This window comes from Moorena sp. SIO2C4 (assembly GCF_010672485.1).
GTDB lineage: Bacteria > Cyanobacteriota > Cyanobacteriia > Cyanobacteriales > Coleofasciculaceae > Moorena > Moorena producens.
Map to the genome: position 1 here is coordinate 1 of NZ_JAAHGN010000060.1, position 14,721 is coordinate 14,721.

Annotated in this window: 14 protein-coding genes; 7 read left to right on the top strand and 7 right to left on the bottom strand. The window is 41.7% G+C overall.

What is annotated here, in order from left to right:
- Positions 1 to 340: 340 nt before the first annotated feature.
- Positions 341 to 601, bottom strand: a complete 261-nt coding sequence (locus tag F6K20_RS05640; protein ID WP_287294041.1) for a hypothetical protein — start codon at positions 599 to 601, stop codon at positions 341 to 343.
- Positions 602 to 984: 383 nt separating this feature from the next.
- The gene (locus F6K20_RS05645; protein ID WP_502708814.1) at positions 985 to 4,554 is read right to left on the bottom strand and encodes a WD40 domain-containing protein; all 3,570 of its coding nucleotides are present in this window, start codon (positions 4,552 to 4,554) and stop codon (positions 985 to 987) included.
- Between the two features lie 866 nt (positions 4,555 to 5,420).
- Here F6K20_RS05645 and F6K20_RS05650 point away from each other — a divergent pair.
- From F6K20_RS05650 to F6K20_RS05670, 5 genes are all read left to right on the top strand, one after another.
- Positions 5,421 to 6,077: a helix-turn-helix transcriptional regulator gene (locus F6K20_RS05650; protein ID WP_287266278.1), complete on the top strand. Its 657-nt coding sequence runs from the start codon at positions 5,421 to 5,423 to the stop codon at positions 6,075 to 6,077.
- A gap of 98 nt (positions 6,078 to 6,175) precedes the next feature.
- Positions 6,176 to 6,946 (top strand): RNA polymerase sigma factor, encoded by a 771-nt coding sequence (locus tag F6K20_RS05655; RefSeq protein ID WP_287266279.1) that lies wholly within the window; start codon positions 6,176 to 6,178, stop codon positions 6,944 to 6,946.
- Positions 6,916 to 7,992, top strand: a complete 1,077-nt coding sequence (locus tag F6K20_RS05660; protein WP_287266281.1) for a tetratricopeptide repeat protein — start codon at positions 6,916 to 6,918, stop codon at positions 7,990 to 7,992. The genes F6K20_RS05655 and F6K20_RS05660 overlap by 31 nt, the downstream gene beginning before the upstream one ends.
- Positions 7,993 to 8,045: 53 nt before the next feature.
- Positions 8,046 to 8,363, top strand: coding sequence for a hypothetical protein (locus F6K20_RS05665; protein WP_287266282.1), 318 nt, complete (start codon positions 8,046 to 8,048; stop codon positions 8,361 to 8,363).
- Entirely contained in the window at positions 8,348 to 8,725 is a 378-nt protein-coding gene (locus tag F6K20_RS05670) for an aspartyl protease (RefSeq protein WP_353736727.1), read from the top strand. Before F6K20_RS05665 ends, F6K20_RS05670 begins: the two co-directional genes overlap by 16 nt.
- Positions 8,726 to 8,868: 143 nt before the next feature.
- On the opposite strand, the gene F6K20_RS05675 is transcribed toward F6K20_RS05670, so the two are convergent.
- The 3 genes from F6K20_RS05675 to F6K20_RS05685 all read right to left on the bottom strand — a co-directional run bounded on the left by F6K20_RS05675 (position 8,869) and on the right by F6K20_RS05685 (position 12,324).
- The gene (locus F6K20_RS05675) at positions 8,869 to 10,440 is read right to left on the bottom strand and encodes a beta-1,3-glucanase family protein (protein ID WP_287266288.1); all 1,572 of its coding nucleotides are present in this window, start codon (positions 10,438 to 10,440) and stop codon (positions 8,869 to 8,871) included.
- A 74-nt stretch (positions 10,441 to 10,514) separates the two neighbouring features.
- Positions 10,515 to 11,108, bottom strand: coding sequence for a phage tail protein (locus F6K20_RS05680; RefSeq protein ID WP_287266289.1), 594 nt, complete (start codon positions 11,106 to 11,108; stop codon positions 10,515 to 10,517).
- A gap of 160 nt (positions 11,109 to 11,268) precedes the next feature.
- Positions 11,269 to 12,324 carry a RhiA family protein gene (locus F6K20_RS05685; RefSeq protein WP_287266292.1) on the bottom strand — a complete coding sequence of 352 codons (1,056 nt, stop codon included), beginning with the start codon at positions 12,322 to 12,324 and terminating at the stop codon, positions 11,269 to 11,271.
- 105 nt (positions 12,325 to 12,429) lie between these two features.
- On the opposite strand from F6K20_RS05685, the gene F6K20_RS05690 reads away from it, so the two are divergent.
- Positions 12,430 to 12,657 (top strand): hypothetical protein, encoded by a 228-nt coding sequence (locus F6K20_RS05690; RefSeq protein ID WP_287266295.1) that lies wholly within the window; start codon positions 12,430 to 12,432, stop codon positions 12,655 to 12,657.
- 118 nt (positions 12,658 to 12,775) lie between these two features.
- Here the strand turns inward: F6K20_RS05690 and F6K20_RS39830 are convergent, their stop codons facing one another.
- Positions 12,776 to 13,219 carry an AbfB domain-containing protein gene (locus tag F6K20_RS39830; RefSeq protein ID WP_071103999.1) on the bottom strand — a complete coding sequence of 148 codons (444 nt, stop codon included), beginning with the start codon at positions 13,217 to 13,219 and terminating at the stop codon, positions 12,776 to 12,778.
- Between the two features lie 437 nt (positions 13,220 to 13,656).
- On the opposite strand from F6K20_RS39830, the gene F6K20_RS05695 reads away from it, so the two are divergent.
- Entirely contained in the window at positions 13,657 to 13,914 is a 258-nt protein-coding gene (locus F6K20_RS05695; RefSeq protein ID WP_287266296.1) for a type II toxin-antitoxin system ParD family antitoxin, read from the top strand.
- A 354-nt stretch (positions 13,915 to 14,268) separates the two neighbouring features.
- Here F6K20_RS05695 and F6K20_RS05700 read toward each other — a convergent pair whose 3' ends face one another.
- Positions 14,269 to 14,481, bottom strand: a complete 213-nt coding sequence (locus F6K20_RS05700; protein ID WP_287266298.1) for a hypothetical protein — start codon at positions 14,479 to 14,481, stop codon at positions 14,269 to 14,271.
- Positions 14,482 to 14,721 lie beyond the last annotated feature (240 nt).

Consider the following 14,721-nt stretch of genomic DNA (forward strand, 5'->3'; position numbering starts at 1 on the left):
GGAACAGGACTGGGATATTCATCAATAGCTACCAGCAGCCCATAGATATTGTTGGTCATAATTGTCGAAGATTGCCCCTAGGTGAGTGGGAGCATGTCAGTTTTGTTAATTCCTGATTCAGATCCCCCTAAATCCCCCTTAATAAGGGGGACTTTTTAATCTAATTCCGTGCTTAATAAGGGTAACTTTTTCATTTAATTCCGTGCTTAATAAGGGTAACTTTTTAATCTAATTCCCCCCTTGCTTAAGGGGGGTTAGGGGGGATCTATGTACCTAATTACAAAGGTGGCATGCTCCCGGCTGAGTTGGTCAATTCTCGCCCAAGAATATAACTCATCGATTATAAACCTCTATCGGTTTTTCCTGGAGAACGCTCACTAGTAGTTGTATTAGATTCTGGTGCAGTAATTTCTTTAATGTCTTGATTATCTGTTTCGACATTTTCATCACTCGCTCCAGCTTTTACTTCAGTTTTTCCAGGAGTTGTTACTGTTTCCTGAGATTCGGAGCGATCGCCCCCTAAGGGGTTAGTATCGCCAGATGTATTTTCTACTACTTGATCTTCAGAATTTTGATTAGCTTCTGTATTTTCCATAGCCACTTTTTTGCACCCCAATTGTTATGAGACAGGGCAAGGGCAAGACTCAATAAATTATTCTTAAAAATAGTGATAACTAAGCGCAATAGTTATGATAATCAAGGCTTACTCTGGTCATAATCCTTGCCGCATATCACATTTTTGCTTAATTTTTCTTGCGCTTACCCGGCTTTATTATAATAAGCTCTATTTCTAAAATAGCATATTATGAGCTGATTTGTCAAGGAAGCTAGAACCATTGCGCTGCCGTCAGCTATCAGCTATAAGCTATCAGCTATCAGCTATCAGCCGTGAGCTTTAGGCTGACGGCTGAACGCGCACGCGTGGCCAAAGGCATTCCGCTGACGGCTGAACGCGCACGCGTGCGCTTCGCGCATATGCTTACCTTACTCTTTCTCTACTGCACCTAAAGCTTTTAACGTGTTTTTCTGAGGTTTGGTTAAACCAATGGCGTTTTTAATATTCATCCCTTCATAGGGTCGATCAATTCTCAGGGTTTTTATACAGTCACCGGTGTCAAGATTCCAAAGTTTAATGGTTTCATCTTCGCTGCTACTCACTAACACAGGACGATTAGGACTAAAGGCAATTGACCGGACTGCTTTGTGGTGTCCCTGAAATAGTTTAAGAACAGTACCTGTAGTGATATCCCAAAGTTGAACAGTCTGGTCATCACTGCCACTGGCTAAAGTCTTGCCATCTGGACTAAAGGCAATGGTTCTGACTCGAGATGTGTGACCGGATAAGGTTTGTAGACATTGCCCCGTCTCAACATCCCACAGTTTAATCGTCTGGTCTCCACTGGCACTCGCCAGCAGATTTCCACTGGGACTGAACACAACCGATAAAACCCAATCCCCGTGACCTGGCAATGTTTGTAGACAGCTTCCCGTACTGACATCCCAAAGTTTGATAGTGTTGTCATGGCTACCACTGGCTAGGATTTTACCGCAGGGACTGAAACTAATAGTTTTGACATGGTGAAGATGCCCTTCTAAGGTGTGCAGACATTCTCCGGTATGCCAATCCCAAAGCTTTACGGTTTGGTCACGACTGCCACTGGCTAAAATTTCTCCCTCTGGACTGAAGCTGACCGAATGCACCCAACTATCGTGTCCCCACAGGGTTTGCAAACACTCTCCTGTATTTGCATCCCAAAGTTTGATAGTTGTGTCGTCACTGCTACTGGCCAGAATCTGATCGTCTTTGGGAGCAAAGGTAACGGATGAGACCAGATTAGTATGTCCTGACAAGATTTGTAGACATTGCCCCGTCTCAATATCCCACAATCTTACCCGTTGGTCTTCGCTGCTACTGGCCAACATTTCACCATCTGGACTAATAGCAACGGATAAGATCCAATTACTATACCCCTCCACTGTTCTTAAACATTGTCCTGTGTGGATATCCCATAACTTCATGGTTTGGTTTTCACTCACACTCAGCAAGGTTTGACCATCGGGATTAACAGCAACCAACCAAATTCGTGAAGGGTAGCTATTACCTAAAGGGGAATTGCTATACTCGTGCAACGTTTGCAGACATTTCCCGGTTTCCACTTCCCAGATTTTAACCGTTGTATCCTCACTACCGGTGACCAGTGTTTTACCATCTGGGCTGAAAGCAACTGACCACACATAACTGTTGTAGTCTGGTAAGGTTTTGATACACTCACCACTGGCTAAATCCCAAAATTTTACCGTTGTGCCATCACTTCCAGTTACCAATGTTTGTCCGTCTGGGCTAAGGGCAATCGATAATATCCAATTGATGGAGATTTCTAGGACTTGCAGGCAAGAACCAGTGTTGACATCCCAGACTCTCACCGTTTGGTCTTCACTGGCAGTGACCAACCTTTGTCCATTGGGACTGAAAGTAGTAAAAAATACCGGATTCCTATGGCCTGACAAGGTTTGCAGACATTTTCCGGTGTGAACATTCCACAGCTTTACCGTTTGGTCATGGCTACCACTGGCTAAAATGTCTCCCTCTGGACTAAACCCTAGGGATTGCACCCAACTGGTATGGCCTCGCAATGTTTTTAGACATTGCCCGGTCTGGACATTCCACAACCTGATGGTTTGGTCGTTACTACCACTAGCTAAAATTTCTCCCTCTGGACTAACAGCCAGGCATTGCACCCAAGCCCTATGACCATTGCAGGTAATAATTTGTTTGATATTGGCAACATCCCACAACCAAATCTCATTATCCACACTGGTTGCCAGGAGTTTCCCATCTGGGCTAAAGGTCGCTGATAAAACTCCTCCTAAGGTGCGAGTCAAAGCCGACTTACTTAAATCGGCATTGGAAAAGTTGACTCCATGCAAATTCATGCCCTGTAGGTAAGCTTGCCAAACCGTTAAGTTAGAAAAATCATAGCCAGTCAGGTCAAGATTAAGCTGCCAGAGTAAATTGAGAACATTCCCCCCGGCATATCCTGGTTTTCGAGGGGGAAAAGACTTCAGTTTTGATAAAATTTGATTCAAATAGTTTTGCACATTTTCCGAGAGACCAAGCAGGTTGAGTAGTTGCTCGGTAATCGGTTTTAGAATCAGCTCAATTTGGGTAGTTCTCAGATAATCTTTGGCTTGGGCTTTGATTAAGGCACAGCGCTCCAATAGTGCTATTTCTCCCGTTTGAATTTCGCAGAAAATCTGTTCAATTAAGCGATCGCTGACATACTCCATCACCACGGGTTGTTGAGTAAATTTACCCGAGGTCTTCTCAATCAGTGACCGCAATTGGAGAGATTCTAAGGTTTCTAATAAATGTTTGAAGGAAACCGCTGGAATACTGTCCCGTTGTAGCTCCTTAAATGAAACCAATTCTCGATTAATTGTCAACCAGTACATCACCTGTTTTTCTAACGTTGACAAGCGATTAAACTGCTGATCGAGTAAATCGGAAATATCACCAAATACAATAGTGCCTTCTTCTAAAAACTGAGCCACGTCGCCGTCAAACAACTCATAAATTGTGGTGGAAACAATCTTCAACGCTAAAGGATTGCCTGCATAAAACTTTATCAGTGCTTGACATTCTTCTTTTGATACAGAAAAGCCTTTTTCTGCGAGAATTTTTTCCCCTTCTCCCTCGGTTAAACCAGGTAACCTCAGGGAACGAATGGGAGCATTTACACCTTCTTTATTTCTAATTTCTCTGGGTTTCTCCCGACTAGTCAACACCAGACAACTTTGATGGTTAGTCTCCCCCCAGCTTCTGAGCAGCTGCCCATAGCCTTCATATCCTGGGCGATAGGCTCCTGCCCGTTGGTCAGGGGATAGAATTGACTCTACATTATCTAAGATGAACAAACAACGCTCTGCCCGCAGATAGTCGATTAAACAGGATATTTTACCATCTAAGCTTTCTGGTAAAGTGGTTTCTTGCTGATGGGACAAAAACCCAATCAGGTCGGTCAAAAGCTCGTGAATGGGTGGCGCATTACGCAAACTTCGCCAAATCAGGTACTGAAATTCCGATTGTAGAAGCTGGGCTAACTTGACAGACAAAGTTGTTTTACCAATTCCACCCATGCCAATTAAGGTAATCAGTCGGCAATGGTCACTAATAATCCATTGTTTGAGTGTGGCTAATTCTTCCTTGCGCCCGTAGAAATTGGTAACATCAATTGCTTCTCCCAAGTCTTGGCGTTTGCTAGAGCTTCTGATCTGTGGGTTTTGAGCTACAGTCTGGGATATTACATCATCTACAGCCTGGGATGGCAGGTCAAAATCTAAATTGGCAATGGCTCTCCATTCCAGTGCCAATTTATGACAAATTTCTTCAAAAGTAATATAGTCAACGGGTTTGCCAGTTAGGAAGTTGCTAACTGTGGCTAAGGCAAACCCCACATCTTCAGCCAAAGCCCTCTGGCTCGGAAAACCGTTACGCCTGACTGCCAGTTTAACTTTTTCAATGCACTCCTGACGAACTTTGAGCGACCTGGGCATGGCTGATGGAATCTTGAATGCCGGAATTATACCATTGACAGACGAAAAGTCAGTCACAAATTATTCACAAGTTAGTCACAAGTCAGATCATCTCAGGCGGTAAGTCAGTATGCAGTCGGGTTTTATGAATATATAGCAATTTAAAGCAAAAGGCAATAGGCAATAGGCAATAGGCAATAGGCAATAGTTCTTTAGGGTGCGTTAGGGCGTGTTTTCAAAGTTTGTCGCATGATTATGATCCCCCCCAGCCCCCCTTAAAAAAAGGGGGGAGCCATACTCAAAGTCCCCCTTTTTTAAGGGGGATTTAGGGGGATCTCCGAGTTTGAAGACACTCCCTAGGGGCGCTCACCCTAATTTTCAGCCTCAAGCCCCGGGTTAGGTTGCTGCCCGTAACGCACCACTGAGTCAAACAACTGCTATATATTCTAGTAATTTTATCCTAAAGAAAACCATGAATGTGCTTTATAAAAAACTATTAGCCAGAACAACATTATGGCTAGTGTTGGAAATTTTACTCAACTTCCTTGGACTAGATAACCTAGCTGATTACAGCGAATTTATTTTTGATAATAATTTCAGCATTCAGCATTCAGCATTCAGCATTCAGCTTATGCGCTATGGGCAGGGTTAACTAGGAAACCAGAATAAAACAGTTCAGCATTCGTTTAATTTGAGTGAATTCACAGCGGTTGTGGCCAACGGCCAAGAGCTTTTACCCAGACTTTAAATTATCATTAATCTCGAACTATTCAATTCTACCGTTTCGCTATGGGCACGCTACGCCAACCAGGTTTATTTTAAGCTGAAGCCTGATAGCTTAATGCTTACGAATAACCCCAATTAATTTATCATAATTATATTTCACCATGACTAATCAACAACTCTTGACCAAAACCATTGGTATTGATGTTAACCAAGTTGCTGATTCAAGCAGTGAAGAAGCTACTAAAGCCGAAACCAGTAAGCCCGAGTTAAATTCAGACGAAGGTTTGCCATTACTGATCAAAGCAATTATTGAAGGCTTTGTTGATGGGGTGCTGATTATAACTACTAACCAAGAGTGGTTTCATGCCAATGAGTCTGGACGTCGAATGTGCTCTCAAATCTCTCAAGGTAAGTCACCGATAAATTCTATTCCTGAGCCAATTTGGCGAGTTTGCCAATCATTAATTGATAGTCGTGAGTTGTTTAGCGATCGCAAACTAATTATCGAAGATGAAATTAAAGTGAATAAGTCAGTTGAGTTTCGGGTTAGGGTGAGATGGTTAACCTTAGAATTATCCCGCGACCCTTATCTGTTAGTAACCCTAGAGAATAAACATCAATCTACCAAAAATTCCGCTATCACTGATGTTATTAACTATGGACTAAGTCAACGGGAGGAGGAAGTCTGGTTACTAAAAAAAGCCAACTTGACTTACGAAGAAATTGCCCAACAGCTATATATCAGCCTCAATACGGTTAAGAAGCACCTGAAAAAAATTTACGTTAAACAAAAAGAAGTGATGCAGCATCAAAATTAATATATACAGCGTTTTTCGTAGCTATGAGGTACACAGAATTGTTTCCCGATTCCCGATTCCCGATTCCCGATTCCCGATTCCCAATTCCCTAAAAAAAAATGAAAACAGAAACAAAATTAGACGATATTAATCTATTAAAACGTATATCTAAAGGCGATCGCACTGCCTTTTGGAAATTATGGCTACTCAATCAAGACTATCTTTACGGTCGGTGCGTAACTTGGATGGGAGGCGATCGCACCAATGCTGAAGAAGCATTAAGTTTGGCCAGAATCAAGGCGTGGGAGAAACTACCACACCACGCCGAAAAAATTACTAATCCCAAAGCATGGCTAACTCGAATGACTCATAACCTGTGCGTGGATCTGCATCGAAAACGCCACAAAGCTGCAATCGGTATGGAGAGCATTGAAGAAATGGCAGTGGGAGAACACCAAACATTAGCGTCTAGTCAGTACTCTCCTGAGTCAGCTATTCTCCGTCGCGAGTTAAAAATGTACATCTGCCGTGAAATAAAGGCTCTGTCTCCCCAACTGCGAGAGCCTTTTGTGCTGCATTTTTACCAAGATATACCCTACTCAGACATTGCTAAAAAACTTGCTCTATCGGTGGATAGCGTTTACAAACGCATTCAAAAGGGGCGAGCAATTATGGAAAAGCACTTAAAGCGGTATCTATCAGGAATGGATGATTATCCTCCTTTGTTAAAAGAAGTTGTAAAAGATGATTTTTTCGATGAGTTTAAAACTCATAAATCAGTTACTTCATCTCAAACTCCGACGACAGAGTGCAAATTTGAGCAAATTAATGATCAGATTAATTATCAGGTAACAGCGATATGTCTAGAAACACTACCCCCTGTTTGGTAACCTTATCCCAGTCTTCATCCCAGTCTTCAAAGATCGAGTTAAATGTAAAACTGGTATTAGATAAAAAAAACACCCGAAAACAGCAGAAGTTGAAAACCTTAACTAACTATGTGCAGCAGTATCCCTCTGGATGGAAAAAACGGTTGGAATTGGCTGATTTACTCTATGAAACTGGAAACTGGGAGCAGGCTGTTAAGGAGTATGACCAAGTTATTCAGCGGCAACCTCAATTAATTCAGGTAAGGTTGAAACTCGGGAAACTTTTACAGTTGATGGGAGAGGTGGCTAAGGCAATTGAGGTTTATCACAGTGCTTTGCCATTATCCAGTAATGTTGCTACTGGGCATCATATCCGGGGTTTGATAGAAGTCTGTCGCCGTCAGCCAGACAAAGCAGTAAAAGCCTTTGAGACAGCGGCATCTTCTGAGCCAGAAAATCCCTCTCACTGGCTGGCATTGGGGCAAGTTGAAATGAAACTGGATCATCCTCACGCTGCTTTGAACGCTTTTGATAAAATCTTGTTACTTCAGGCAGATGATATTGTGGCTTTGATTCACAGTTATGACGCACTCCTAGTAGTAGGTGATTTTCAGTCAGCAGAGTTGAAGTTAAGTCGAGCAGAAGAGTTAGCTCCTGGTGATTACTCAGTTTTAAAACGACGCTTGGCCTATCGTTGCCAGATGAAATTAGTATTGGGTAAGGAAGGGAAGCAGACTAAAAAGATAGTTAATGCTGTATTGAAACTGGCTCCCCACTCCGCTGATGCTCATAAGTTGCAGGCTGACTATTATCGGTTGCGAGGAGAATCAGCAAAAAGCCTGGCTATATTGAAGCAGTTTACTGAGGAGTATCCAAATAATCCTAATGGCTGGTGTTATTATGCCCGGTTTTTGTCTGACAGGGGTGAAAATAAGAGGGCGGTTGAAGCTATTGAGAAAGCTGATCATCTATACCCGAATAATTGGCTAGTTTATGGAGCATTATGTAATATTTTGAACAAGTCACCCCTTATGCCTTTATTAGCAGGAGAGGGTGAAATAACTTGAGGAGGGATATATTTGTTATTATAAACCTATCTACAGCGTTTTGTATCACTAAAATGACACAATCATCTTCCCATCACACTGTAAGGCGAGGACGGGTTTTTCCGGAGAAACGACTGTCTCCTGAAGAAAAAGCCAGAATTAAAGCTGAAGATGCAGTATTTTATAAGCGTTGTCGAGAGGTCTTTGAGCGAGTACAACCAGAGTTGATTCAAGAGCATTATGATTGGTTTATTATTATTGAACCTGATAGTGGGGAGTATTTTATCGATGAAAATGAAAAGGTAGCGCTGGCAAAATCACGTTCTCAACATCCACAAAAAAAATGTATTATTATGCGAATTAATGAAACAGGAACTTGTGGAACAATATGATCCAAGGGGAATTTAATAATCGAGGAGAGTTGTTTTTTGAAGTTGGCTTGATCTCTGCTGATGGAGAGATTGTTCCCGTAATGGCGATGTTAGATACAGGGTTTACGGGTTGGTTAGCTATTGATAATCAAGATGCAGATAGTTTAGGGTGGAGAAATTATAACTATACAAGAGATATGCAAACAGCAAGGGGAGAAGCACAGTTTAATTTATATGAGGCCAAGGTGGTTATTGAGGAAGAGGAGTTTACGGTTGAGGTGTTAGGAGGGAATGAATTGGTGAATATTATTTTAGGTGTTTTGTGGTTACGAACAAAGCGTTTAGTTGTGGATTTTCCCATGGGAGTGTTAACCCTAGGATAAGTGATTGGCCTATGGCCACGCTACGCGAACACACTGATAGTTAAAGAGGTGCGTTACACTTTGTTAACGCACTCTATAAGATCAGCGATCGCACTAGTGCTTCGTCAACTTCAGATTAGCGAAGTTGTAATTGTCTTGAAAAATTATTCATTGAATGCCGTTAATGTAAGGACAATTTCTGTTGGTGAAGTATCAACGAGAGTGCTACTTTGGTCACACCTATCATCATAGGAAAAAGCATAACACTTTCCATTAATACTCAATTCGTGCAAAATTTTGGCATAGTAATTGGTGATTGAATTGAGATAATATGTAGATGGATCACACCAAGTTGATGAATCACTATTCAGCAAAATTGTTCGATTCAATGCTGATGACACTTGATTTTTAATATCTCCATCAATGATTTGATATAAATCGCTACCAGTCGGGTTAAAAACACCATCACAACCAAAGACATTATCAGAGGTTGGTTTTTTAATTGTATGTTTGGTATTACCTGGCGTTGTGACAAAGTTAAAGACGTTATTTTCATCAACACTTCCCGTTGAAATATAGGTCGCACCATTGTACGGTAATGCTTGCAGCGTTAATTCATTGGTTTTATAATATTTCCAACATTGGTCAATATAAGGATCAAAGTAGGTTGAATCAAATGTGGAATCTTTTTGCGGTGCTAGGATTCTTAACTGTTTATTATCAGCAGTGCGAATCAGTGATTTAAAGGTAGCATTTGCTTGAAATTCAGAAAATACTTTACTCCTCGACACCGAGAACCCTACACTCTGGGTCTTATTGCCTATTAGTTTGGCAGTAATTGGCAGCCCGAAGAAATCCACGCAAGTCGTATTACAATAAATTATATTGTCTGGAGTGTAGGTAAATTCAAATTTATCAAAAATGATATTATAATTGGGATCTGTTGCTACGTTAAATGCTGGACCTACAAAGCCATCATCCCAAATAGGAACAGTTAAAGGTTTACCAATCGAGAGCCAGCATCGACCAGAAATAAAGGGTGGAGAGAAGGTAATTGAGGCTTGAGAAGCGAGGTTAAAAAATGGAACATCTACTTTCTGATCCATTGGGGGAGCTTTTTGCCAATTACCGTTAGTATCGATGAATCCCCATTTGCCTGATTGTTGTCCAATGATACCGAAATAAATATCCTCATCCTTGTACTGAACCGTACTATTGACAATCGATAACTTCAATTGTTGATATGGGGTAAAATTGCCGGTGCTGCGTTTTGCCAAAGCAACTAAATTAGCATGAGCCTTTGACAGAAACAAGTGGCTCTGAATCAAGCTGCTGATGGAATTATTGGCAGCTAACGCCGGGGGTTTTCCTGGAGTTACGACTTGTCCTCCAGTGGGAGTATCTGTGACAGGGTAAGGCACTGCATCCACTTCAATCAAAACTTCACTCTCTTGTTCCTTTACATTCCATAGCACCGAATCTTCAGTGCTTTTAATAAGCTCTTCTTGGTTGTAAATATTGAAGTATAGATCGGGTTGTCTGTCTGAAAATAATTCTCGGAAGTAGGACTTATCGAACGACAGTTGAAAAGTACCATCAGCTTTGGTCATTGCACTGCCAAGTAGATCGTCAATTATGAGATCCTTATCCCATGCTTCGACACGTAAACCAGCAACCCCCTGACGAGTTTTATGTCCAATTATACGACCAGAAATGTGAAATGTTTTGTTTGTCATAGTATTCTTCCTTTTCAATAGGTTTCTAAAATCCTTTCGTTGCCTCAAACCAAACTACAAGAGCTGAAAACGTACTACCTATACTTGATGATGTAGTTAACCGAAATATTTTTGGGTCGAGTTTCGTACATACTGATGCGAGCAGGGTTATTGGGAGGATCGTTTGTCTGCTTCATCTCGGATGGTATACCACCTACAACAACAGGGCCTTGTTGTGCTTGTGCCGACAGTCTTAGGGTGTTGTAGTTGTGTTGATGTTCTTGAAAAGCATCACACTGAAGTGAGCCGATACCGCTACTTTTACCACTGCCGTCTGGACCAATTCGTTCAGCAGCTTCTGGATCTAATCCAGAGCCAGCATCAACTCCTCTCATAAATAGTCCACGGTAATCAGGGAGTCTAAATTTATCGTTCCCTTGTGTTCCATAAAGTGTTCCGATAACTGCAAATAGTTCAGGGTAGGCATCTATCTCAAGGTAGCGACCATCACACAACATCCAACCTGATGCTTCAGGGTAGATGATGGGGATGTCGGCATTCAAGCTACCGGCTTGTGCATCTTGGCTTGAGCAACCCGATGAAGGGAAAATATTGTTCGCATCGCCAGTGACGGGATGGATTTGCCCAGCAAATGGGCAGACTGTACCAATAGGAACTTCATTTAGCATAATTTCTCCTGTTTGATCTCTTTGATATGGCTTTTTTGATGGTGATAACAGCTATGAATCCCTAGCTCCCTCTCCCAAGCTTGAAAGAGGGGTTAGGAACTTTGTTAAGTTTTGATTCAAACTTTGAACATAAGCCTAAAAGCTATTCATAGCAATGCTTTCAGCAGCTTTGGAACTTGGTAACAGCTTCCCTTGAGGCCGATGTATAACAGCTTAAATCTGTGTAAGAGACACTTGAGGAGTCCAAAGACGCACACTTCTCTGCCTGTAGTAATGATGTCGGTGCATTGTCTTCAATTGCTTTAACAATTGCATCCATTGCAGTAGCACAGGCTAACGCTGATTGGCCTACAACTTTAAATGTACATGCAGCGCGATCAAAACTAGAAAAATTGTCAATGACAACCCCTGCTGCATTAGCAATCAAATTTTGGTGGCTATACGCCCATTTTGCTACTGTTAAAGCACCAAAAAATAACGTGGCAGCAAACGTATAGTTAATGTCTAGTCCAGGAATACCTTTTTGAACTTCACTATCGTCCAAGACTTCATTGAACTCAGAACCAATTGATCGGGAAAGTGTTTGAACTTGTTCATAGTTAGCAACCAAAGCGTTCTGATAAGTAAGGGCTAGCTTAAGCGTGGAACCATCAAGTGTGGCAGTCAAAACAGCTTTATTCATTCCAGATGGAAATTGAACTTTCAATGGACCTACTATTACATTACTGGATATCACTGTTCCTAAGACCAAGTCGTTAAATATACCTACATAATACGTGGGAGTTACCTTAAACTGACCACCACTACCACTATAAACGTCTCGCTTGTAAACAGATGCATCCCCTGACATTCCTATACCAACATCAGCTAATTGGTTTGACTCATTGTTAATTACAATTAACTCTGGTTTTTCTGCATCCCCATCCGGTTCAAGCTGCTGAACACCATCCTTAAAAACAACCTTCCACTTACTTCCTAATGAGATATTATTTAACTTTTGGGATGCTTTATAAACACCTACTCCTCCGGTTTGTTTGTAATTAGCGAGAGCAACAATATATTCAATATCCCAATCAACTCCAGATTCTCCACTTCGCGGCACTGTAGTTTTTTTCCAAGCTACACTGTCTAACCCTATTGAGTCGGGTATTTCTTGAAATACTACCATAGTCCAAGTGCGATCTGTTTGGTTCTTAAAGTCAACAGAATAAGTCATTTGATTAGTCTCCAAATTGAGTTATTGGTTTTTGTTGGAGTTTGGACAAAATGCTAATTTCTGTCCTCTGTCCTTACACCCTTAAGACGATCTCAAAACCCAATTTTGGAATTTTTCGAGTTAGCACCAATTTTTTTTCTCGACTCACCCCATTTAAACCCACTTCAAAACTCAAAACCCTTTTGTAAGCTAACTTGTAGTCGTTTCAGTGTGTTGGTTGAGAAAGGGATGCTCGTCAGCCGCTACGCGATAGCCGCTACGCGATCGCTCAATTATAAAAAGCAGTCAGCAAAAAAAGCGATCGCCTATCTTGTAGCGATCGCTCTAATTTAGATGGGTTTATCCTGTACCCCTAAGGGTGCTTTTTGTAATAGGGGTCTCAGCTCACGGGGTGACAACCCCGTCAGGGTTTACCCACCTGTTTGTCGAGTCTAATTATTACAGCTTTGCTTCACTGAATAAAACCTTTGACTATACTAAAGGTGGTATCTCTCTTAAAGAGTTCACTGCCATCTGATTGATGAAGGTACAATTGATAATTTTGATGCCTTATGTAATAACCAGGATAGTTAATTGACTCAAAAGAGAAGCCTCCATTTCCATACAATCCTGGTACGATTTTGAAAGTTGCATCTTTTCTGAAAAGATCGCTTCCATCCGATGTATGTAGTTTGATTTCGTAATTTTGATGTCTCAAAAAGTGATCGGGATAATTAACAGACCTAAAAGAGAAATAAGCTTCGTTATCTAGCCCCGGGACTAATACAAAGCTCGCGTCTTGTTGGTCTAGCTCAGATCGAATAGGTTCAATGTAGAACATGAAACCCTTGTGGCGAATATACCGATCAGGGTAATTCACAGACTGGAATGACGAATTCATCATTTCTTTCTCCATTTATTAATTTTAGACTTTGGACAAAATTTGAGTTTCTGTCCTCAGTCTCTACACTCTTAAGACGATCTCAAAACCCAATTTTGGAATTTTTCGAGTTAGCAGCAATTTTTTTCTCTCGACTCACCCCATTCAAGCCATTGCAAAGCCCAAAACTCTTTTCTCACCTAACGTGTAGCTGTTGCAGTGTGTTGGTTGAGAAAGGGATGCGTGCCCATTGAGCCGCTACGGGAACCCATTACTGATAGTTAAACAGGTGCGCCCACATCGGTTTCGGGAAGCTTGTCACCCAGTCAGGCCAGGGCACAGGCTAAGTAATAACAACCGTTAACATAGGCGTTGGAGTTGGATTGAGTGGGGAGCCAGTCTCTACATTGACAATCCATTGGCAATTATTGACAATGTAGCTATAAACAAGCAGTAAGCAACTAAGTATCCCAATGGACACAATGAACATTGCCCTGCCCTCGGAAATGAAAGAGTTTATTCAAGCTCAGGTAGCCGTAGGGGGTTATAGCAGCGCTAGCGAGTACATTCGAGAGCTAATTCGAGCTGACCAAAAGCAGAAAACTAGATACGCCCTAGAAATGGAAATTCTCAAAGGACTAAGTAGCGGAGATCCAACACCGATGACAGCCCAGGATTGGGAAGATATTCGCGCCAATATCAGACAGCGGTTTGACCAATCCGGGAAATAATAGCGTTTCTCATATTAATTAGGTACACAGGATTTTTTCCCTACTCCCTATCTCCCTATCTCCCTATCTCCCTATCTCCCCACACTCCCGACTCCCTAAAAAAAAATCGGTCAAGTTTGGGTTAACCCCAATCCTTGACCGAATTCTGTACTTTAACGTTCCACAAATACAGCTGAGCTGCACTCAACTATCGATAATTTCAGATCAACTACGGCATGATTCCCGAGTTACTCAGCAACTGCTGGAAAGCAAGAACATCCCAACTCATTCTGCTTCATGCCGCTTAATTTTCCTCCAAAAAACATCCTTCACAATTCCTGATTTGCCAGGGGGCAACCCTGGCAATATCCTATCTTAATCTACGTAAAAATATCGAATCAAAAAGGTCATAACCTCACCAGGCTTTCCGGTAGGCTCCGGAGTGCTCCACTCGTCTGGCTCCGCATACTTAAGGGAATAAATGGCATTAATTGTATTGCGAACCTTTTCAGGAGAACCCACCAATAAGAGCTTGGCTTTCTTGGGTTTAGAACCTTGGTTGTCAGAAGGAGGAAAATTGTTACTCATCTGAAATTATCAATGGAGTTTTTGTACATTATTAATTTATCAATAAATTAAGCCAGTGTCAAGGGGTTTAGAAATTTTTTTTTATTAAGAAATCGGGAATCGGGAATCTGGAATCGGGAATCGGGAATCGGGAATCGGGAATCGGGAATCGGGAATTTGCAATAGAGATTAATCGTAGGGTGGGCAGTGCTTGAGAGGGATAAAATTAGCTTGTAATCGGTTTAGGCACTGCCCACCGAC